This window comes from Rhizobium jaguaris (assembly GCF_003627755.1).
GTDB lineage: Bacteria > Pseudomonadota > Alphaproteobacteria > Rhizobiales > Rhizobiaceae > Rhizobium > Rhizobium jaguaris.
The window spans coordinates 1,754,336-1,775,994 of record NZ_CP032694.1 but is presented as its reverse complement, the minus strand read 5'-3'; the positions used below and the strand labels follow the sequence as shown (position 1 = coordinate 1,775,994).

General features: G+C 58.5%; 18 protein-coding genes and 3 tRNA genes. 2 read left to right on the top strand and 19 right to left on the bottom strand.

What is annotated here, in order from left to right:
• Positions 1-9: 9 nt before the first annotated feature.
• Both rpsG and rpsL read right to left on the bottom strand, forming a co-directional pair.
• Positions 10-480 carry a 30S ribosomal protein S7 gene (gene rpsG / locus CCGE525_RS08660; RefSeq protein ID WP_028755233.1) on the bottom strand — a complete coding sequence of 157 codons (471 nt, stop codon included), beginning with the start codon at positions 478-480 and terminating at the stop codon, positions 10-12.
• Between the two features lie 77 nt (positions 481-557).
• Positions 558-929 (bottom strand): 30S ribosomal protein S12, encoded by a 372-nt coding sequence (gene rpsL / locus CCGE525_RS08655; RefSeq protein ID WP_003507760.1) that lies wholly within the window; start codon positions 927-929, stop codon positions 558-560.
• A gap of 506 nt (positions 930-1,435) precedes the next feature.
• Here rpsL and CCGE525_RS08650 point away from each other — a divergent pair.
• Positions 1,436-1,729 (top strand): transcriptional regulator, encoded by a 294-nt coding sequence (locus CCGE525_RS08650; protein ID WP_120703915.1) that lies wholly within the window; start codon positions 1,436-1,438, stop codon positions 1,727-1,729.
• A 107-nt stretch (positions 1,730-1,836) separates the two neighbouring features.
• Here CCGE525_RS08650 and rpoC read toward each other — a convergent pair whose 3' ends face one another.
• The 12 genes from rpoC to CCGE525_RS08590 all read right to left on the bottom strand — a co-directional run bounded on the left by rpoC (position 1,837) and on the right by CCGE525_RS08590 (position 17,288).
• Complete coding sequence (gene rpoC, locus CCGE525_RS08645; RefSeq protein WP_120703914.1) at positions 1,837-6,048, bottom strand: DNA-directed RNA polymerase subunit beta'; 4,212 nt, start codon at positions 6,046-6,048, stop codon at positions 1,837-1,839.
• 190 nt (positions 6,049-6,238) lie between these two features.
• Positions 6,239-10,381, bottom strand: a complete 4,143-nt coding sequence (rpoB, locus tag CCGE525_RS08640) for a DNA-directed RNA polymerase subunit beta (protein ID WP_120703913.1) — start codon at positions 10,379-10,381, stop codon at positions 6,239-6,241.
• 263 nt (positions 10,382-10,644) lie between these two features.
• Entirely contained in the window at positions 10,645-11,025 is a 381-nt protein-coding gene (gene rplL, locus CCGE525_RS08635; protein ID WP_028755229.1) for a 50S ribosomal protein L7/L12, read from the bottom strand.
• A gap of 58 nt (positions 11,026-11,083) precedes the next feature.
• Positions 11,084-11,602 (bottom strand): 50S ribosomal protein L10, encoded by a 519-nt coding sequence (gene rplJ / locus CCGE525_RS08630; protein WP_104822778.1) that lies wholly within the window; start codon positions 11,600-11,602, stop codon positions 11,084-11,086.
• Between the two features lie 330 nt (positions 11,603-11,932).
• The gene (gene rplA / locus CCGE525_RS08625; protein ID WP_120703912.1) at positions 11,933-12,631 is read right to left on the bottom strand and encodes a 50S ribosomal protein L1; all 699 of its coding nucleotides are present in this window, start codon (positions 12,629-12,631) and stop codon (positions 11,933-11,935) included.
• A gap of 4 nt (positions 12,632-12,635) precedes the next feature.
• Positions 12,636-13,067 (bottom strand): 50S ribosomal protein L11, encoded by a 432-nt coding sequence (rplK, locus tag CCGE525_RS08620; RefSeq protein ID WP_104822776.1) that lies wholly within the window; start codon positions 13,065-13,067, stop codon positions 12,636-12,638.
• A gap of 179 nt (positions 13,068-13,246) precedes the next feature.
• Positions 13,247-13,777, bottom strand: a complete 531-nt coding sequence (nusG, locus tag CCGE525_RS08615; RefSeq protein ID WP_075857230.1) for a transcription termination/antitermination protein NusG — start codon at positions 13,775-13,777, stop codon at positions 13,247-13,249.
• Positions 13,778-13,795: 18 nt separating this feature from the next.
• Positions 13,796-13,996 (bottom strand): preprotein translocase subunit SecE, encoded by a 201-nt coding sequence (secE, locus tag CCGE525_RS08610; protein ID WP_120703911.1) that lies wholly within the window; start codon positions 13,994-13,996, stop codon positions 13,796-13,798.
• Between the two features lie 196 nt (positions 13,997-14,192).
• Positions 14,193-14,268: transfer RNA gene (locus CCGE525_RS08605), tRNA-Trp, on the bottom strand.
• A gap of 214 nt (positions 14,269-14,482) precedes the next feature.
• The gene (locus tag CCGE525_RS08600; protein WP_205587462.1) at positions 14,483-15,340 is read right to left on the bottom strand and encodes a 3-deoxy-manno-octulosonate cytidylyltransferase; all 858 of its coding nucleotides are present in this window, start codon (positions 15,338-15,340) and stop codon (positions 14,483-14,485) included.
• A gap of 44 nt (positions 15,341-15,384) precedes the next feature.
• Positions 15,385-16,071, bottom strand: a complete 687-nt coding sequence (locus tag CCGE525_RS08595) for a glycosyltransferase family protein (protein WP_120706331.1) — start codon at positions 16,069-16,071, stop codon at positions 15,385-15,387.
• A 323-nt stretch (positions 16,072-16,394) separates the two neighbouring features.
• The gene (locus CCGE525_RS08590) at positions 16,395-17,288 is read right to left on the bottom strand and encodes an NAD-dependent epimerase/dehydratase family protein (RefSeq protein WP_120703909.1); all 894 of its coding nucleotides are present in this window, start codon (positions 17,286-17,288) and stop codon (positions 16,395-16,397) included.
• A 155-nt stretch (positions 17,289-17,443) separates the two neighbouring features.
• Between CCGE525_RS08590 and CCGE525_RS08585 the strand changes: the two genes are divergently transcribed.
• Positions 17,444-17,974 (top strand): GrpB family protein, encoded by a 531-nt coding sequence (locus CCGE525_RS08585; RefSeq protein WP_120703908.1) that lies wholly within the window; start codon positions 17,444-17,446, stop codon positions 17,972-17,974.
• Between the two features lie 12 nt (positions 17,975-17,986).
• Here the strand turns inward: CCGE525_RS08585 and CCGE525_RS08580 are convergent, their stop codons facing one another.
• The 5 genes from CCGE525_RS08580 to CCGE525_RS08560 form a co-directional block, all read right to left on the bottom strand.
• On the bottom strand, positions 17,987-18,496 hold the full coding sequence (locus tag CCGE525_RS08580; protein WP_120703907.1) for a DEAD/DEAH box helicase family protein: 510 nt from the start codon (positions 18,494-18,496) through the stop codon (positions 17,987-17,989).
• 70 nt (positions 18,497-18,566) lie between these two features.
• Entirely contained in the window at positions 18,567-19,742 is a 1,176-nt protein-coding gene (tuf, locus tag CCGE525_RS08575) for an elongation factor Tu (protein ID WP_120703906.1), read from the bottom strand.
• Between the two features lie 379 nt (positions 19,743-20,121).
• On the bottom strand, positions 20,122-20,562 hold the full coding sequence (locus CCGE525_RS08570) for a DUF3597 domain-containing protein (RefSeq protein ID WP_120703905.1): 441 nt from the start codon (positions 20,560-20,562) through the stop codon (positions 20,122-20,124).
• A gap of 814 nt (positions 20,563-21,376) precedes the next feature.
• Positions 21,377-21,450: transfer RNA gene (locus CCGE525_RS08565), tRNA-Gly, on the bottom strand.
• Between the two features lie 25 nt (positions 21,451-21,475).
• Positions 21,476-21,560: transfer RNA gene (locus tag CCGE525_RS08560), tRNA-Tyr, on the bottom strand.
• Positions 21,561-21,659 lie beyond the last annotated feature (99 nt).

Below are 21,659 nucleotides of genomic sequence, written 5' to 3'. Positions count from 1 at the left end.
CGTTCGGGATTACCAGCGATAATGCGAGAACGCACGGTTGGCGTCAGCCATCTTGTGCGTGTCTTCGCGCTTCTTGACGGCAGAGCCGCGGTTGTTGGAGGCATCAAGAAGTTCGCCGCAGAGACGGTCGACCATAGTGGTTTCGTTGCGCTTGCGGGCAGCAGCGATCAGCCAGCGAATGGCAAGAGCCTGACGGCGCTCGGGACGAACGTCGACCGGAACCTGATACGTAGCACCACCAACGCGGCGCGAACGGACTTCAACGTGCGGAGCGATGTTATCCAAAGCCTGATGGAACACGCCGAGCGGCTCCTGCTTTGCCTTGCCCTGCACGGCGTCGAATGCGCCGTATACGATGTTTTCAGCTACGGACTTCTTGCCGTCCAGCATGATGGCATTCATGAACTTCGTGACGACCAGATCGCCGAACTTCGGGTCCGGATTGATCTCGCGTTTTTCTGCTCTGTGACGTCGGGACATACTTCTCGTCTCTCAACTGTTAGCGGCACTTTACAACGCGGAGAACCTCGCGCAGCGCCGGATTATATGAAACCGAATTACTTCGGACGCTTTGCACCATACTTGGAACGGCGCTGCTTGCGGTTCTTGACACCCTGGGTATCGAGAACGCCGCGGATGATGTGATAGCGAACACCCGGAAGGTCCTTAACGCGGCCGCCACGGATCATGACGACAGAGTGTTCCTGAAGGTTATGGCCTTCACCCGGGATGTAACCAATGACTTCGAAGCCGTTGGTCAGGCGGATCTTTGCGACCTTACGCAGAGCCGAGTTCGGCTTCTTCGGCGTCGTCGTGTAGACGCGGGTGCAAACGCCGCGCTTCTGCGGGTTCTCCTGGAGAGCGGGAACCTTGTTACGCTTTACCTGCGCCTGGCGAGGCTTGCGGATCAGCTGGTTTACGGTAGGCATTCAACCATCCCTTGTAAATCTATCTCGACACCCTTGCGGGCTTGACTCTCGCCGTCTCCGGCAACGACACGCGTTCGTCTCAATGCGCAAAACGTGGCCCGATCCGCTTTCGCAGATGGACCACCAAAAGCAGAGGACGCAGTGAACCGCGTCTTGCGTGCAGCATTCGTGTCTTCAACGTGCGTTTAGAACCTTGTTTGAGGTGAACTCCAGAGCGCGTCGCTCCGAACAGCCATGCCTCACATGGGTTCTGATGGCGGCGGTACTACTGGTTTCCCGCCGGTTCGTCAAGGCCGGTTAAGAAATTATCTTTGTCATAAAGCCCGAAAAGGCGGGGTAAACCAGCCGTTTGGCGCCTTAACGAAGGAAATGGCATCGCCCCGGCAAGATAGACTTGGGTATTTCGTTAAAATCCCTATAAGGAATCACAGAAAGACAATTTCACCGGACGGCAAGGGCAGTCCAAAGAATCGCTCGGCCGAATCGATACCACCGAAGGAAGACTTATGATCACTGCGCCAGACAACGACAACAATTTCGACGGCCCCATGGTCTTCATCATCATCGGCAAGGGATATGAAACCGACGGCGGCGAAGGCATCGATCTGCATGTCATGCTGAAGGCGCCGGACGACGACACTGCCGTGCGCGAAGCGCTGAACGCCCTTGCCGAGGAAGGCTTCATCGAGGCCGATCTCGATCAGATCGGCATGCTGACCGACGTACCAGAAGAAGAACCGCACGCCTCTGCTTATCAGGGCGCACTGGAAGGCGAAGTGGCGATCATCCGCTTCCGCTAGACGGACCCTGCTGTCCCGCCCTCGCCTGCTCTTCATACTATTGACCCAAAAAGAAACCGCCCGGATCGCTCCGGGCGGTTTTGATTTTCAGCTCGATCTCCAGTCGCTTATTCAGCGGCCGGAGCGTTCTCGTCAGCCATATCCTGCAGCATCGGCGTGGCGACGGCGGCACCCGTGCCCTTGCGGCGCTCTTCCAGGATCAGCTCGTCGCGAGCCGTCGCGATGCGGCGGATCTGCGTCATGGTACCGCCGGTACCGGCCGGGATGAGACGGCCGACGATGACGTTTTCCTTCAGGCCCTGCAGACCGTCGGTCTTGCCGGCGATCGCAGCTTCCGTCAGCACCTTCGTCGTTTCCTGGAAGGAGGCGGCGGAGATGAAGGACGGGGTCTGCAGCGACGCCTTGGTGATGCCGAGCAGAACCGGATCGCCGTAAGCGGGTTTCTTGCCTTCTTCGATCAGGCGGTCATTGGCGTCTTCCAGTTCGATACGGTCGACATTGTCGCCGACGATGTACTGGCTGTCGCCTGCATCGGTGATTTCCACCTTCTGCAGCATCTGACGGACAATCACTTCGATGTGCTTGTCGTTGATGACAACGCCCTGCAAGCGGTAGACTTCCTGGATTTCGTTGACGAGGTAGGAAGCCAGAGCCTCCACGCCCTTGATCGCCAGGATGTCGTGCGGAGCCGGGTTACCGTCGAGGATGTAGTCACCCTTTTCGATATAATCGCCTTCCTGAAGGTGGAAGGGCTTGCCCTTCGGGATCAGGTATTCGACCGGCTCGACACCGTCTTCCGCCGGCTCGATGATGACACGGCGCTTGTTCTTGTAGTCGCGGCCGAGGCGGATCGTACCATCGATCTCAGCGATGATGGCGTGGTCTTTCGGACGACGGGCTTCGAACAGTTCGGCAACGCGCGGCAGACCACCGGTGATGTCCTTGGTCTTGGCGCTTTCCAGCGGCGAACGGGCAAGAACGTCGCCCTGCGACACCTTCTGGCCCGGCTCGACGGACAGGATCGCGTCGACCGAAAGCAGGAAGCGAGCTTCACCGCCACGCGACAGCTTGGCAACATTGCCGCTGGCGTCCTTGACGACGATCGCCGGCTTCAGATCCGAACCGCGCGGGGTCGAGCGCCAGTCTATAACCTGACGCTTGGTGATGCCGGTCGACTCGTCGGTCGCTTCGAGAACCGAGAGACCGTCGACGACGTCTTCGAAGTGTACCGTACCGGCCACTTCCGTCATCATCGGACGGGTATACGGATCCCATTCTGCGAGACGCTGGCCGCGCTTCACCTTGTCGCCGTCGTCGACATAGAGCTTGGAGCCGTAAGCGACGCGCTGCGAAGAGCGTTCGACGCCACGTTCGTCCAGGATCTGCACCGTCATGTTGCGGCCCATGGCAACCAGGTTGCCTTCGGAGTTGCGCAACATGTTGCGGTTCCTGATCTGCACCGTTCCCTCATACGAGGCTTCCAGGAACGACTGGTCGACCACGGTCGCCGTGCCGCCCAGGTGGAAGGTACGCATGGTCAACTGCGTGCCCGGCTCACCGATCGACTGAGCGGCGATGACGCCGACAGCTTCACCGATGTTGACCGGCGTACCGCGAGCAAGGTCGCGGCCGTAGCAGACCGAGCAGACGCCCGTCTGGATTTCGCAGGTCAGAGCCGAACGGATACGGATCGACTGGATACCAGCCTTTTCGATCTCGACGACATCCGGCTCAAGGATCATCTTGCCGGCGTCGACGATGCGCTCACCCGTGACCGGATGGTCGATATCGTCCAGCGCCGTACGGCCGAGGATGCGGGCGCCGAGCGAGGCCACAACCTGACCGGCATCGACGATGGCAGTCATGGTAAGGCCGGTTTCGGTGCCGCAATCGACGTGCGTCACGATGCAATCCTGCGCGACGTCGACGAGACGGCGGGTCAGGTAGCCCGAGTTCGCGGTCTTCAAGGCGGTGTCTGCCAGACCCTTACGGGCGCCGTGCGTCGAGTTGAAGTACTCGTTCACGGTCAGGCCTTCCTTGAAGTTCGAGATGATCGGCGTCTCGATGATTTCGCCCGACGGCTTGGCCATGAGGCCGCGCATGCCGCCAAGCTGACGCATCTGGTTCGGAGAACCACGAGCGCCCGAGTGGCTCATCATGTAGATCGAGTTCATCGGCTTCTGACGACCGGTCTTCTCGTCGAATTCGACGGCCTTAATGCGGGCCATCATTTCTTCGGCGACCTTTTCCGTAGCCTTGCCCCAAGCGTCGACAACCTTGTTGTACTTTTCGCCCTGGGTGATCAGACCGTCATTGTACTGCTGCTCATATTCCTTCACGAGCGCTTCGGTATCGCCGACGATCTTGGCCTTGGTGCTCGGGATGACCATGTCGTCCTTGCCGAACGAAATGCCGGCGCGGCAGGCATGGGCGAAGCCGAGCTGCATGATGCGGTCGCAGAAGATGACCGTGTCCTTCTGACCGCAATGACGGTAGACCGTGTCGATCATCTTGGAGATGTTCTTCTTGGTCATTTCCTGGTTGCAGATGTCGAAGGTCACCTTGCCGTGCTTCGGCAGCAGTTCGCCGATCAGCAGGCGGCCAGGGGTCGTTTCATAGATCTTCGAATAGGGCTTGCCATCTTCGTCGATCGACTTGAAGCGGCCGCGGATCTTCGAGTGCAGCGTCACGACCTTGTTTTCCAGAGCGTGATGCAGCTCGCCGAGATCGGAGAAGGCCATGCCTTCGCCCGGCTCGTTCTGGTTCAGGATCGAGAGGTAATAGAGACCGAGAACCATGTCCTGCGACGGAACGATGATCGGTGCGCCGTTTGCCGGATGCAGGATGTTGTTGGTCGACATCATCAGCACGCGGGCTTCAAGCTGGGCTTCGAGCGACAGCGGCACGTGAACGGCCATCTGGTCACCGTCGAAGTCGGCGTTGAAGGCCGTGCAGACGAGCGGGTGCAACTGAATGGCCTTGCCTTCGACCAGCATGGGTTCGAAGGCCTGGATACCCAGGCGGTGCAGCGTCGGCGCGCGGTTCAGCAGAACCGGATGCTCGCGGATGACCTCGTCGAGGATATCCCAAACTTCCGGCTTTTCCTTTTCAACCAGCTTCTTGGCCTGCTTGACGGTCGAGGAATAACCCTTGGCGTCGAGGCGGGCGTAGATGAACGGCTTGAACAGTTCGAGCGCCATCTTCTTCGGCAAGCCGCACTGATGCAGCTTCAGCTCCGGACCGGTCACGATGACCGAACGGCCGGAATAGTCGACGCGCTTGCCGAGCAGGTTCTGACGGAAGCGGCCCTGCTTGCCCTTGAGCATGTCGGACAGCGACTTCAGCGGACGCTTGTTGGCGCCCGTGATGACGCGGCCGCGACGGCCGTTGTCGAACAGCGCATCGACAGATTCCTGCAGCATGCGCTTTTCGTTGCGGATGATGATGCCCGGAGCGCGCAGTTCGATGAGGCGCTTCAGACGGTTGTTACGGTTGATGACGCGGCGGTACAGATCGTTCAGATCCGACGTCGCGAAACGGCCGCCGTCGAGCGGCACCAGCGGACGCAGGTCCGGCGGGATGACCGGGACGACCTTCATGATCATCCATTCCGGACGGTTGCCGGACTCCATGAAGTTCTCGACGATCTTCAGGCGCTTCATCAGCTTCTTCTGCTTGAGATCCGACGTGGTATCGGCAAGCTCGGAGCGCAGATCGCCGGCGATCTTCTCGAGGTTCATGCTGGCCAGCATCTCGTAGATCGCTTCAGCGCCGATCATGGCGGTGAACTGGTCTTCGCCATATTCGTCGACGGCGAGCATGTACTCTTCTTCCGTCAGGAGCTGGTGCTCCTTAAGCGCGGTCAGGCCCGGCTCGGTGACGATGTAGTTTTCGAAGTAGAGAACCCGCTCGACATCCTTCAGCGTCATGTCGAGAAGCGTGGAAATACGGCTCGGCAGCGACTTCAGGAACCAGATATGGGCAACGGGAGCGGCGAGCTCGATATGGCCCATGCGCTCACGGCGAACGCGCGACAGCGTGACTTCGACGCCGCACTTTTCGCAGATGATGCCCTTGTACTTCATGCGCTTGTACTTGCCGCACAGGCACTCGTAATCCTTGATCGGCCCGAAGATTCGCGCGCAGAAGAGACCATCGCGTTCCGGCTTGAACGTACGATAGTTGATCGTCTCCGGCTTCTTGATCTCACCATAAGACCAGGAAAGAATCTTCTCCGGCGATGCGATCGAAATCCGGATGGAATCGAAATTCTGTGCAGGCACCTGCGGATTGAAAAGATTCATGACCTCTTGGTTCATGCCTGTCTCCTTTAGGGGCGAAACGCCCTCGAGTTGCAATCAGTACCGGCAAATTCCCGGGAACCGGACTGACGCCTTAAAACGACAATAACCGCAGAATGCGGCGAAATCGTCCCTGCCTAGCGCCACACCAATTCGGGCGCCGGCGGGAACGGTGCGCGCTGACGAACAGCGCGCACCCTATCGACTATTACTCGGCTGCGTCCGGAAGCTGGCCCGCTGCCTGCAGATCGTCGACCTTGGAGTTTTCCAATTCGACGCTGAGGCCCAGCGACCGCATTTCCTTGACGAGAACGTTGAAGCTCTCCGGAATGCCCGCTTCGAAGGTGTCGTCGCCACGGACGATCGCTTCGTAGACCTTGGTGCGGCCGGCCACGTCGTCCGACTTGACCGTGAGCATTTCCTGCAGCGTGTAGGCTGCACCGTAAGCTTCGAGCGCCCAGACTTCCATTTCGCCGAAGCGCTGACCGCCGAACTGCGCCTTACCGCCCAGCGGCTGCTGGGTGACGAGCGAGTACGGGCCGATCGAGCGGGCGTGGATCTTGTCGTCGACCAGGTGGTTCAGCTTCAGCATGTAGATGTAGCCAACCGTGACCTGGCGGTCGAACTGCTCGCCGGTACGACCGTCATAGAGCGTCGACTGACCGGTCTGCTTCAGACCTGCCATTGCGAGCATTTCGTTGACGTCGACTTCGCCGGCGCCGTCGAAGACCGGGGTCGCGATGGACACGCCACGCTTCCACTGATCAGCCAAGCGCAGAACCGACGCGTCGTCATACTCGTGAACGTCGTCGCTCTTCGGACCGTCACCGACGACCATGTCGATCGTCTGGCGCAGGGGCTCGATGTTGCCGCTTGCCTTATAGGCTTCGATCAGCTCGCCGATCTGACGACCCATGCCGGCGCAAGCCCAGCCGAGGTGCGTCTCGAGGATCTGACCGACGTTCATGCGCGACGGCACGCCGAGCGGGTTCAGCACGATGTCGACATGCGTGCCGTCTTCCAGGAACGGCATGTCTTCGACCGGCACGATGCGCGATACGACGCCCTTGTTGCCATGACGGCCAGCCATCTTGTCGCCAGGCTGGATCTTGCGCTTCACAGCGACGAAGACCTTGACCATCTTCATGACGCCCGGAGGCATTTCATCGCCACGCTGGACCTTCTCGACCTTGTCCATGAAGCGCTGCTCGAGGCGCGACTTGGACTCGTCGTACTGGCCGCGCAGAGCTTCGAGCTCGCCCTGAACCTTTTCGTCCTCGACGGCGAACATCCACCACTGCGAGCGCGGATATTCGGAGACGACGGCGTTGGACAGTTCCGTGCCCTTCTTGAAGCTCTTCGGACCGGCAAGTGCAACCTGGCCACGGAGCATTTCGATCAGGCGGCCGTAGACGTTACGGTCGAGGATCGCCTGCTCGTCGTCGCGGTCCTTGGCAAGACGTTCGATCTCTTCGCGCTCGATCGCCATGGCGCGTTCGTCCTTCTCGACGCCGTGGCGGTTGAAGACACGAACTTCGACGACCGTACCGTAGGTACCGGGCGGCATGCGCATGGAGGTGTCGCGAACGTCGGAGGCCTTCTCACCGAAGATGGCGCGCAGAAGCTTTTCTTCCGGCGTCATCGGGCTTTCGCCCTTCGGCGTGATCTTGCCGACGAGGATATCACCCGGTTGAACTTCTGCGCCGATGTAAACAATGCCGGCTTCGTCCAGGTTCTTCAGCGCTTCTTCCGAAACGTTCGGTATATCGCGGGTGATTTCTTCCGGACCGAGCTTGGTGTCGCGCGCCATCACTTCGAATTCTTCGATGTGGATGGAGGTGAACACGTCGTCGGCAACGATACGCTCGGAGAGCAGGATCGAATCTTCGTAGTTGTAGCCGTTCCACGGCATGAACGCGACAAGCACGTTCCGACCGAGAGCCAGATCGCCGAGATCGGTCGACGGACCGTCGGCCAGGATGTCGCCCTTGTTGACCACGTCACCAACGGTGACCAGCGGACGCTGGTTGACGCAGGTGTTCTGGTTCGAACGCTGGAACTTCATCAGGCGGTAGATATCGACGCCGGACTTCGACGGATCGAGGTCTTCGGTGGCGCGGATAACGATACGCGTTGCGTCGACCTGGTCGACCACGCCGCCGCGACGGGCGCCGATAGCAGCACCGGAGTCACGAGCAACGACCGGCTCCATGCCGGTGCCGACGAACGGCGCTTCGGCGCGCAGAAGCGGCACGGCCTGACGCTGCATGTTCGAGCCCATGAGCGCGCGGTTGGCGTCGTCGTTTTCCAGGAACGGGATCAGCGCGGCAGCGACCGAAACCAGCTGCTTCGGCGAGACGTCCATCAGGTTGATGTTGTCGCGCGGAGCGAGCATGACTTCGCCGGCATGACGGCAAACGACGAATTCCTCGATGAAGGAGCCGTCGGCGTCGAGCTCGGCGTTGGCCTGAGCAACGTAGTACTTCGCCTCTTCCATGGCGGAGAGGTAGAGCACGTCGTTGGTCACCTTACCGTCGATGATGCGGCGATAAGGGCTTTCGATGAAGCCGTACTTGTTGACGCGGGCAAAGGTCGCCAGCGAGTTGATAAGACCGATGTTCGGACCTTCCGGCGTTTCGATCGGGCAAATACGACCATAGTGGGTCGGATGCACGTCGCGGACTTCGAAGCCGGCGCGTTCGCGGGTCAGACCACCCGGGCCAAGAGCCGAAAGACGGCGCTTGTGGGTGATTTCCGAAAGCGGGTTCACCTGGTCCATGAACTGCGACAGCTGCGAGGAGCCGAAGAATTCGCGAACGGCAGCAGCGGCCGGTTTCGCGTTGATCAGATCCTGCGGCATGACCGTGTCGATTTCGATCGAGGACATGCGTTCCTTGATCGCGCGCTCCATGCGCAGCAGGCCGAGACGGTACTGGTTTTCCATCAGCTCGCCGACCGAGCGGACGCGGCGGTTGCCGAGGTTGTCGATATCGTCGATTTCGCCCTTGCCGTCGCGCAGTTCGACCAGCATCTTGACCACGGCCAGGATGTCGTCCTTGCGAAGGATGCGAACGGTGTCTTCGACGTCGAGGTCGAGGCGCATGTTCATTTTCACGCGGCCGACGGCGGAGAGATCATAACGCTCCGCATCGAAGAACAGCGAGTTGAACATGGCTTCGGCCGATTCCATGGTCGGCGGTTCACCCGGGCGCATGACGCGGTAGATGTCGAACAGAGCGTCCTGACGGTTTTCGTTCTTGTCGGCAGACAGCGTGTTACGGATGTAGGCGCCGACATTGATATGGTCGATGCCGAGAACCGGAATTTCGTCGAAACCAGCCTTGAGGATGACCGGCAGGGTCTTCTCGTCGATTTCGTCGCCGGCTTCGAGATAGATCTCGCCGGTCTGGAAGTTGACGATGTCCTCCGCCAGGAACAGCCCGTAGAGCTCTTCGTCGGTGGCCTTCAAGGCCTTGAGGCCCTTTTCCTGCAACTGACGCAGCAGGCGGGGGGTCAGCTTCTTGCCGCCTTCGACCACGACTTCGCCGGTGTCGGCGTCGATCATGTCGGTAACGGTCTTAGCGCCCTTCAGGGTTTCCGCCTTGAAGGGAATGCGCCAGCCTTCGCCGGAGCGCTCATAAAGCGACTTCGTGTAGAAGGTCGACAGGATTTCTTCGCCGTCCATGCCGAGCGCCATCAGCAGCGACGTCACCGGAATCTTGCGGCGGCGGTCGATACGGGCGTAGACGATGTCCTTGGCGTCGAATTCGATGTCGAGCCAGGAGCCACGATACGGAATGACGCGAGCGGCAAACAGCAGCTTGCCGGACGAGTGGCTCTTGCCCTTGTCGTGATCGAAGAAGACGCCCGGCGAACGATGCATCTGAGACACGATAACGCGTTCGGTGCCGTTCACGATGAAGGTACCGTTATTCGTCATGAGCGGCATATCGCCCATGTAAACACTCTGTTCCTTGATGTCCTTGATGGACTTCGCGCCGGTATCCTCATCGATATCGAACACGATCAGACGGAGAGTGACCTTCAGCGGCGCAGCGTAGGTCAGGTCGCGCTGGCGGCACTCGTCCACGTCGAACTTCGGCGGTTCGAATTCATAGGACACGAACTCCAGCATGGAGGCGCCGGAGAAATCGGTGATCGGGAAAACCGACTTGAATACGGCCTGGAGACCCTCGTCAGGGCGGCCGCCCTTGGGCTCTTCGACCATAAGGAACTGATCGTAGGACGCCTTCTGAACCTCGATGAGGTTCGGCATCTCTGCGACTTCGGGAATCTTACCAAAAAACTTGCGTACGCGCCTGCGACCATTGAACGAAAGGGTCTGAGCCATCGTCGCTCCTTTAAAATCCTGCACCCGGGCCTGCAACGGATGGGAACCGCTGGCCAGGCGATCCCATCAATCAATGAGTAGTTCAATCTCGTCTAACTAACCGAAAACCGCTCGGCACGGATTGCGTCGCGGTTCGGTCTGAGACCATCCTCTTGAAGAACCCATTACCCAAAAGCCGTTTTGCCCGCGGCTTTTGGGTAATTTGTTCTGCAAAACGGCGAATGGGAGGCGGCAAAATGCCACCTCCCAAAGCAGTTTCAAGCTTACTTGACGTCGGCCTTTGCGCCAGCGTCTTCGAGCTTCTTCTTGATGTCAGCGGCTTCAGCCTTGGAAACGCCTTCCTTGACAGCCTTCGGAGCAGCCTCGACGAGGTCCTTGGCTTCCTTGAGGCCGAGACCGGTGATGGCGCGGACTTCCTTGATGACGTTGATCTTGTTCGCGCCGGCATCAGCGAGGATGACGTCGAACTCGGTCTTTTCTTCTTCAACGACAGCAGCAGCGCCAGCACCACCGGCAACGGCAGCAACAGCTACCGGAGCAGCGGCGGAAACGCCCCACTTTTCTTCGAGGAGCTTGGACAGTTCTGCAGCTTCGAGAACGGTCAGCGAGGAGAGGTCTTCAACGATCTTTGCGAGATCAGCCATTTTTGTAGTTCCTTTTGTTCGGTTCGAACTGGTTGATTATGAACAGCGAAAAACCGCCTTAAGCGGCTTCGTCCTTCTTGGCGTAGGCCGAGAACACACGAGCAAGCTGGCTTGCCGGTGCTGCAACCACACCTGCGATGCGGGTAGCCGGCGTCTGGATCATGCCCAGCAGCTTCGCACGCAGCTCGTCCAGCGAAGGCAGGGTCGCAAGCGACTTGACGCCTTCCGGGTTGAGCGTGGTTGTTCCCATGGCGCCGCCCAGAACAACGATCTTATCGTTGGTCTTGGCGAAATCCACGACGACCTTCGGAGCGGTAATCGGATCAGTGCTGTATGCGATCAGCGTTTGACCGGTGAAGAGATTGGAAATCCCTTCCGCATCCGTGCCCTGAAGAGCAATTTTGGCCAGGCGGTTCTTCGCGACTTTGACGGTGCCGCCAGCAGCGCGCATCTTGGAACGGAAATCGTTCATCTGAGCGACTGTAGCACCAGCATAGTGGGCCACGACAACCGAACCCGAAGCCTTGAAGACTTCGTTCAGTTCCGTGACGAATTCGCGTTTTTCCGCTCTTTCCACTGCTTTTCTCCAGTTGACAGGACCGGGTTAACGGACCTGCCGGGTTGCCTTTTGCCTCCTGGGATCAATTGAGATCCCAAGCGACGCTTGAGGATCCTGTCCCCTCGCGCTCGAGCCCTAAGGCTCCAAGGCACAAGGCATCCAAGGCTCGAACCGAGTTCATCGAAGCAGAACTTCTTCAAAATTCGGGTCTTACCCGTCTCATGCAGGCAAAGTGATTAAGGTCTCAACCACCTGCAATCTCGGACAGGAATTCCGGATTTCTCCGGATATCCTGGCCCCGAGGGGCCAGGAATTCTTAAATGCCGGGCAATAAGCGCGGCAGAACCATTAGGCGCTCGGCGCCGTAACCGTCGACGGCTCGATCTTGACGCCCGGGCCCATGGTCGAAGAGATGGCTACGCGCTTGACGTAGTTGCCCTTTGCACCGGCCGGCTTCGCCTTGATGACGGCGTCAGCGAAGGCGCGGATGTTTTCTTCCAGAGCCTTGGCATCGAAGGAGGCCTTGCCGATACCGGCATGGACGATACCGGCCTTCTCGACGCGGAACTCGACTGCGCCGCCCTTGGAGGCTTCAACAGCACCCTTGACGTCCATGGTGACGGTACCGACCTTCGGGTTCGGCATCATGCCGCGCGGGCCGAGCACCTTACCGAGACGGCCGACGAGCGGCATCATGTCCGGGGTCGCGATGCAACGATCGAAGTCGATCTTGCCGCCCTGAACGATTTCAACCAGGTCTTCGGCACCGACGATGTCTGCGCCGGCAGCCTTGGCTTCATCGGCCTTGGCGCCACGAGCGAAGACGGCAACGCGAACCGTACGGCCGGTGCCGTTCGGCAGGTTGACGACGCCGCGAACCATCTGGTCAGCGTGACGCGGGTCAACACCGAGGTTCATGGCCACTTCGATGGTTTCGTCGAACTTGGCGACAGCCCGCTCCTTGACCATGCCGATAGCCTGGGTCAGAGCATAGAGCTTGGTAGGATCAACGCCTTCGCGGATCTTCTGAATACGCTTTGCAACCATGGTCTTAACCTACCACTTCCAGGCCCATCGCGCGGGCAGAGCCCTCGATCATGGCCATTGCGCCTTCGATATCGGCGGCGTTCAGATCCTTCATCTTGGCTTCGGCAATCGACTTGACTTGAGCCTTGGTGAGCGTGCCAGCCTTGGCGCCCTTGCCCGGGGTCTTCGAGCCGGACTGGATCTTCGCTTCCTTCTTCAGGAAGTAGCTGACCGGCGGCTGCTTCATTGCGAAGGTAAAGGACTTGTCCTGGTAGTAGGTGATGACGACCGGGATCGGCATACCCTTTTCCATTTCCTGCGTGGCGGCATTGAACGCCTTGCAGAATTCCATGATATTAATGCCACGCTGACCAAGCGCAGGACCGATCGGCGGCGACGGATTCGCCGAGCCGGCCTTAACCTGCAGCTTGAGCTGGCCTGCAACTTTCTTAGCCATTTCTCTCTGCCTTTCTACATGACCGGTTGCCCGGCCTACTATGCCGGATCGCTCCGGCGGCTGCGGTTGCGTGGTGCGGATCAAAAGGCCCGGCTAAGACCCCTACCCTTCCACGCGGATTGCGGCGACGCCGCAAGGTGTAAGCAAACTCTTACTTACACCCGAATTCAAACGAAAGATCAGACCTTTTCGACCTGACTGTATTCCAGCTCGACCGGCGTAGCTCGGCCGAAAATCGACACTTCCACCTTCAGGCGCGAACGCTCTTCGTCCACATCCTGAACCGTGCCGTTGAACGAGGCGAACGGACCGTCGGAAACGCGGACCTGCTCGCCGATCTCGAAGGATACGGAAGCCTTCGGCCGTTCGACGCCTTCCTGAACCTGACCGAGAATGCGCTCGGCTTCATAATCCGGAATCGGAACGGGCTTATTGTCGGAACCGAGGAAGCCTGTGACCTTCGGCGTATTCTTGATCAGGTGATAGGCTTCATCCGTCAGGTTGGCGCGCACCAACACATAACCCGGGAAGAACTTGCGCTCGCTGTCAACCTTGCGGCCGCGGCGCACTTCAACCACCTTTTCGGTCGGCACGAGAATCTTTTCAAACAGATGCTCGAGCCCCTTCTGCTTGGCCTTCTCCTCGATGGATTCAGCCACCTTCTTTTCGAAATTAGAATAAGCGTGGACGATGTACCAACGTGCCGCCATGTTCATCTCCACCCGATATCAATTGCCGGTATTCAGCACGTAGCCGAGAACCCAGCCGATGAGCTGGTCAGCAGCAAAGAAAAACAACGAAGCAAAAATGACCATAACAAGCACCATCACCGTCGAGATCATCGTCTCACGGCGGGACGGCCAAGTGATTTTCGACGTCTCGGAGCGGACCTGCTGCAGAAACGCTAGTGGATTCGTTTTGGATGCCATTGACTGCCCACGCAATTACGGCGCGTAAAGCTGAACAACTCAGCCCCACGCACCGCGTGTCTGTTGAACCCTACATAAACATCGATTCCCAATTTAACAAGAGGGAATTCGGTGCTTTCGAAAATTTGCCGCCAATCCGGCATAATCCCTGACCCAATAAGCAGCAAAACCAACGCGCCAGTCGTTTCAAGGAAAGTGGCAGGGGCAGCAGGGCTCGAACCTACGACCTGCGGTTTTGGAGACCGCCGCTCTACCAACTGAGCTATACCCCTTCATGCTTCGAACATTCGCACCGTGCAGTTGTCTGTCAGCGCCGTTCGAAGACATGGCGCTCCTTTAAGACGGGACGAAACGATTGGCAAGTACGTTTTTCGTTTTTTCCCAAGAGGGTGTGCAGCGTCGAAGAACGCAGGCGCTTCATGGCGCCGGCGCCGACAGGGATTGCAGCCAACGCAACGCCTCCCGAAGACGTCGCCTAGCCAACTTTCAGCCTTCCTTCTGCTCCTTTGGCGGTCCGTTCGGACTCCGCTTGAGGAAGTTCGGCTTGAGACGACGTAGAAAATTGTCTGTGGAGCGAATCACATTGGTCAAGGAAATCAGCTTGTCGACTTCGACATCGGCATTGCTGAGCCGCTCGGACAGTACCTCTGCCGCAGCCAATGCAATTTCGGCCGGCGGAACCTCGCAGAATCGCTCGGCAAGCCTGATGTAGGGATTTAGCGACACACCCCCATGAATGGTGATCTTACCCAGCCGGGCGAAGAGGCGCAGGAAGGTCTGCTCGAAGGTCCAGTCGTGGACCGACACCACTCTCCATTTCTCGCTGCGCTTGGCCGAGAACCCGGCAAGCACGATGGCGCCGGGCAATTTCAGATCGCTCAACCAAAGCGCCATGGCAAAGCCACTGGTCGGCGTCTTGCCCTCCGTATAGAAATCGCTGCAGAAGCCGACGAGATCGAGATGGCCGGTGGGGGCGCCTTGGAAATCAGCGGCGGGATTCAGTTTTTCCTCAAGCGCGAGACGGATGTTCATGATGCCGAGGAAATGGTCTTTCGGGAAGAACTTGACGACGTCGCCGACCTCACCCCGATAAACGATGTTGGCTCCACGTGGCTGTCCGCGCGAAATCAGCAGCGAATGCCGATGGAACGGGCGATCCAGTACCTTGTAGACCTTATTGAAGAAGACGAAGAGCGCGGTAGACGGAAACTGCGTCTGAAGGCTGGCGATATCAACCGCATCGCTGTTTGCGACAAGAACGATATGGGAGAACGCCGCAAGTGTCGACCGCCACTCTTCGGCGGTCGTCAAACCCGCGGCGGCTCCTGCAACCGGAAAGCCAATCTTGCCGGTTCCTGGCTGGGAGGGCACGCCCTGATCCAGCCCTGTCATTTCTGCTGGACGTACAACATACGATCACGCATGGCGAACCATTCCTCCGCATAGTCGTCGTTGCGATATTCGTCGAAATACGGACCGCCGTCGGTGAAGTGCACCAGTTGCGCATCCGACCGGTAGTCGTATTCGTTGACGAGATAATTCCAGGTCACTGGGACCTCACCGATCTGATCGTCGTTTTCCAGCCACTTGAACTGGTGAAGTTGCAGCCCCGTGGCAGTGTTGACGTAATCCTTCGTCAAAGCCCGGCATTTGGCATTGTTGAAGAGGATCATGCTCGACCAGTTCTTCTTTTCATATTTGGTCTGGGTCTGGCCGAGGAACTTCGTTTCGATCTTCGGCTGATAGTCGTGCTTGACGCACATCGCGGCATAGCGATCGTCGCGCAGCTTCCAGAGTTCGGCAATATCGGCGCGGGCGAGCATGTCGCAATCCATGAAGACGCTCCACCCCTCATAGTTGCTGAGGTAGGGAACCAGGAAGCGGGAGAAGGAAAACTCGGTCGATTGCAGCGGATTGCGCTCGCGCGTGAAAATGCCATCGAGATTGCTGAGGACGATCGGTGAAAACACCACCGGGATCGAAGAGCGCTCGACTATGCTTTGCGCGAGGACGTGATAGGCGACGACTTCCTTGGAATCGAAGCCGACAAAAATACGTGCAATACCGTCGTTCATAGTCCCTCCGAAGCGGCTGACCGCCAAAGAGATCAACCGGTTGAAATAGCTTTCCATCGCAATGCAGATGGCGCTGCCCTGACCTCATGCCGGCGTGTGAGCCACATGAAATTCATTCAATGCACGAATCGCGAATGCGGCTGCAATTTGCAGGACGCCTCGCGAACGCAAACCTACTTACTTCAACCGGGATATTTGTCGAGCGTTTGCGGAAGCATTTTTGGTTTTCTTCCGTAACAAATGGAGAGGCATCCCTCGCCTTGGCGGGATTTCAGCCGGGCGTTATGACGGCGCCCGGCTTTACGTCGGTCGTCAGCGCAGTCTCAAACCTTCACGTAACGGCGCCAGTTATGCTCTTCCTTGAAGGCCAGAACTTCGCGGATTTTGCGGTTGGAGAGCAGGCCTTCATACTCGCCGATTTCGCGGGTGAAGGTCACGTTCGGATAATACTTGGCTGCAAGCTCGCGGGACGGCGTATTGGCCGACACCGTATCGTTGGCGGCATTGAACACCTGAAAGCCGAGACCACTCTTTTCAATGCAAAGATGGACGATCTGGCCAAGATCGCGGGCGTCGATATAGCTCCAGGCAATGCGTTTGCGAATGTTGGTGTCGGCGAAATACTCCGGAAAGCGCTCATATTCGTGAGGCTCGATGACGTTGCCGATGCGCAGCGCATAGATGTCGATGCCGAAACGCTCGGCGAAGGCGCGGGCCGTCTTTTCGTTCAAGACCTTCGACAGGCCGTAAGAATCCATCGGATTGACATCATAGTCCTCTTCCAACGGGAACTGGTGGAAATCGCGATGGCCTTCCGCGAAGCAGACACCGTAGGTCGTCTCGCTGGAGGCGACGATGATCTTCTTGATGCCAAGCTTTGCCGCCGCTTCGATCACATTGTATGTGCCCATCGTGTTGATGCGGAACGTCTCGTTGTCAGGCTTGATCAAAATGCGCGGCACAGCAGCGAAATGCACAACGGCGTCGAAAGGCTGCACACCCTTACCCTCATCGAGATCGGGGAAATCCCGATGCATCGTGAGCACGTTGTAGATTTGTCCCGCGTCAGTGATATCGGCATTCAGATTGGTGACGCCCGGGCTGTCCAACGGCACAAGATCGACATTGTGGACTTCGTAACCGGCATTGATCAGCCAGGGAACGGTGTGACGCCCGGCCTTGCCGCTGCCGCCGGTAAACAATATGCGCTTTTTCATGAAATATCCTCCTGGTGAAATCGAGCGATAGATAGCCCCTTACATCCGTTTCGCAAGACACGGCTTGGTGACCTAGTGCTTTCCCGGCAAAATAGTGGGATCGACTCAGCAATGCATATTGCGAGTGCCCGAGACGGGGAAAGGAGATGGGACGAATGCGGCCGATCACGCTTGTCGAATATGATCCACAATGGCCCCTTCTCTTCGAAAGCAGAAGCAAGTCGATCGGCCTGCTGCTTGGCCATCCCGCCGAGTTCCATCATATCGGCAGCACTGCTGTCGTGGGACTATGTGCCAAACCCAAGCTCGATATCGATGCCGTCCTTTCCTCCAAGGAGGCAAGACTGGATGCAACGGAGCGCCTGAAGACAAACGGATATCGCTTTCACGGCGATCTGCACGGCGCCGACCGCTGGACCTTCACCAAGGACGAGGCGCCCTATGGCACGCGGCTTTACCTTTGTTTGCCGGGCAACGAGGCCCACCGGGAACGCCTCCTCTTTTGCGACTATCTTCGCGCTCATCCCGAATTCGCGGCCGGCTATGCGATATTGAAACGGCGTCTGGCCGAAGAGGCCGATGGCGATTGGGACCACTATACCGGCGGCAAGAGCGATTTCGTTGCCGATATCGTGCGCCGTGCGAAGGCAGCGCTCGCATCGGCGAAAGACATCACCACCCAGTGATAATATCCTAGACTAGCCGTGCAGATGCCTCAGAACACGATCCACGCTCTGCTTGAGCGAAAGATGGCTAGTGTCGAGGATCTCACAGCCACTTGACCTGGCTTCACGGCGCAGATAGGCCGCCCAGTTCATCATGTTCGCATCGGCAAGCTCCGGCTGGCCCCGCTCGACGGACAAGCGATGGGTCCTCGTTGCATCATCGCAATCGATCAATACTAGGCGATACTCACTGACCTTGGCGGCCACGGCCGCCTCGATGATGAAGGATGGCCGCATTTGCCCTTCGAAAAGAACGTCCCTGCCCTTCTGCGCCTGCGGCACAAGCTGTACCAGCCATTCGATAGTCTTGTCGCGTTGCCAGGCCTCGGGCGACCCATGATCCCTGATCATGGCGCCGAGCGATGGCACACCGATGCTGTCGAAATGAAAGACGGCTAACGTCCGTGCAGGGTCCCTGGCGATCGCCTCGGCGATTGCCGTTTTCCCTGAACCAGAGGCGCCGGTCAGAATGATCAAGCTCATGTGTGCCTCCAAAATGCGAAGGCCCCGCTGTTTCCAGCGGGGCCTTCGTAACCAACGAATAATCCGGGGATTACTCGACGATGCTAGCGACGATGCCGGCGCCGACGGTGCGGCCGCCTTCGCGGATCGCGAAGCGCAGCTTTTCTTCCATCGCGATCGGAACGATCAGCTCGACGTCAACCGTGATGTTGTCGCCAGGCATAACCATTTCCGTGCCTTCCGGAAGCGTCACGATGCCCGTCACGTCCGTCGTGCGGAAGTAGAACTGCGGACGGTAGTTCGTGAAGAACGGCGTATGACGGCCGCCTTCTTCCTTCGTCAGGATGTAGGCTTCGGCCTTGAACTTCTTGTGCGGCTTAACAGTGCCCGGCTTTGCCAGGATCTGGCCACGCTCGACGCCGTCGCGGTTCACACCGCGGATCAGCGCGCCGATGTTGTCGCCGGCCTGGCCCTGGTCGAGCAGCTTGCGGAACATTTCAACGCCGGTCACCGTCGTCTTCGACGTCGGACGAATGCCGACGATTTCGACTTCTTCACCAACCTTGACAATGCCACGCTCGACGCGGCCCGTCACAACCGTACCACGGCCCGAGATCGAGAACACGTCTTCGATCGGCATCAGGAACGGCTGGTCGATCGGACGCTCAGGCGTCGGGATGTAGGCGTCAACGGCTGCCATCAGTTCGCGGATCGCGTTTTCGCCGATTTCCTTGTTGCTGTCTTCCAGAGCTGCAAGCGCCGAACCCTTGACAACCGGAATGTCGTCGCCCGGGAAGTCGTAGGACGACAGCAGTTCGCGAACTTCAAGCTCGACGAGCTCCAGAAGCTCGGCGTCGTCAACCTGGTCGACCTTGTTCAGGAACACAACGATCGCCGGAACGCCAACCTGGCGGGCGAGCAGGATGTGTTCGCGCGTCTGCGGCATCGGGCCGTCGGCAGCCGAGCAAACCAGGATCGCGCCGTCCATCTGCGCCGCACCCGTGATCATGTTCTTCACATAGTCAGCGTGGCCGGGGCAGTCGACGTGCGCATAGTGACGGGCAGCCGTCTCATATTCAACGTGAGCCGTCGAAATCGTGATGCCACGAGCCTTTTCTTCCGGTGCCGCGTCGATTTGGTCATACGCCTTGAACTCACCGAAGAACTTCGTGATCGCTGCCGTCAGAGACGTCTTGCCGTGGTCAACGTGGCCGATCGTGCCGATGTTAACGTGCGGCTTATTGCGCTCAAACTTACTCTTTGCCATTTGAATGCTTCCTGTGAACGTAAATGGTGACCCCGGCGAACCGGTTTAGTGCCGCCGTTTAAGGCTTTCGTCGCATTTGCGCAAGACTTAATTGCAGGCTCTATTCTTGGCGAAGTGTAGCCGATGGCGGACAATACGCGCCGTCGGCATTGATTCGCGCCGAAGGTTTCGCCGGCCGATCCGGAAAGACGTAAAAGCATTTGCCGGTTCAGACGGTTAGATAGGCACGCCGAGGAAATATTCCAGGTGTCCGAGCTGCCAGCCGAACCGAAGCCGCCTGTGGATTGCCAAGCAACGAAAGACGCCCTCCCCAATGCGGAGAGGGCGTAATGATCAGCAGCCTTCAAAAGAAGACTGCCTCCCGAACGATGTACCGCAATCAATCAAGCAGATCTGCCGGTACTTTGCCGCCATTCTCCGAGAGTTTTTTCATTAGAGCCTTGTGCAGGAACATGTTCATCTTCGCGGAATCCCCGGCGTCGCCGGTGTAGCCCAGTTCCTGTGCAAGCTCCTTGCGTTCTGCGAGGCTTGCATCCATGCCGAGCGCCTTCATGAGATCGACAATCGAATGTTTCCAGTCGAGCTTTTGGCCACCCTTCTTAACGGCCGCATCCAGAATCGACGCGACATCCACCGGCGCGGCTGCCGCCGGTGCGGTCTGCGCACTCGTGGTTGGTGCCGATCCCGCAGAAGAAGGTGCCTGTGCGGGCGTGGCTGTCGCAGCCCCACCGGCAGTGGTTGCTTGAGTGGACGCAGGCGCAACTTCCGCCGCCTTCGCCTCGCCCCAGATGGCGCTTTTGATTTTGGCAAAAATTCCCATTGGGTACTCCCCCGTTTAGGTTGGTCGGGACTATCTATCGCTCCTTCCTGTTTAAGCAAGATCTCACGCTAGAGATGCAAAGCAAGCAGTCCGGTCACGATCTGGCGGGGTGAAAACAGGCCGTACGCCATTGCTTGTCATGGCGGGTTCACGAGAAATGCGAGGGAAAGACGGTCGCTCAGCCTTCGATTCGGCGGGCGGTTTCTGCATCAATCGCGTAGCCACGAGACAGGCAACGATCGGCAAATATTGAAACCACAGCGGAGATTTTACCCGATCTCTCAATTGCCGGTCGCATGGTACGCCCCATATAGCTCCGCAGGAGGAGCAACCATGCGGAGCAAATCTCTACTTTCAGCCGTGTTCCTGTGTCTGGCCGGCCTGCTTTCAAGCTGCGTCGTCGAAAGCGGCCCTTATGCCTACAACGGGTACACCGGCGGTTACCATAGCGGCGGCTACTATGGTGGCACGGTGATATATGGCGGCAGCAACCGATACCGATATCCCACTGGATACTATCGGTATCGCAATAACCACCGCAGCTACTACAGTCATGGACGGCCTATGCACTCGATGCATCGCCCGGAATACCATCACACTGGCCGGCCGAGCAGCCATCACCGTAGAATTCCTCCCCGCACCGAAGGGAACAGGTAGCGACGCGGCGCACCAACTGCATCCCCAATGTTCCTCAGTCGGCCTTTACGCCAGGCATCGACGGATCGGAGACAAGCGGAAAAGCAGCGGACGCTCGCACCGAAAAGCGCAATAAGCGCGCCAATTGCACGAGAAATAACTAAATGATTGAAAAACTTGGAGCGGGTAGCGGGAATCGAACCCGCGTATTCAGCTTGGAAGGCTGCTGCTCTACCATTGAGCTATACCCGCGGGGTGGCCAAGATCCTGCGCGGAATGGTGGAGGGAGTTGGATTTGAACCAACGTAGGCTGAGCCAACGGATTTACAGTCCGTCCCCTTTAACCACTCGGGCATCCCTCCAGTTTTCCGACTGGATCCTGAGACCAAGCTTGCTAGACCCGACGTCGCCGCCGCGATCTGCGCCGCGTATATGACTGCACCGTTTCCGTCTGTCAACAT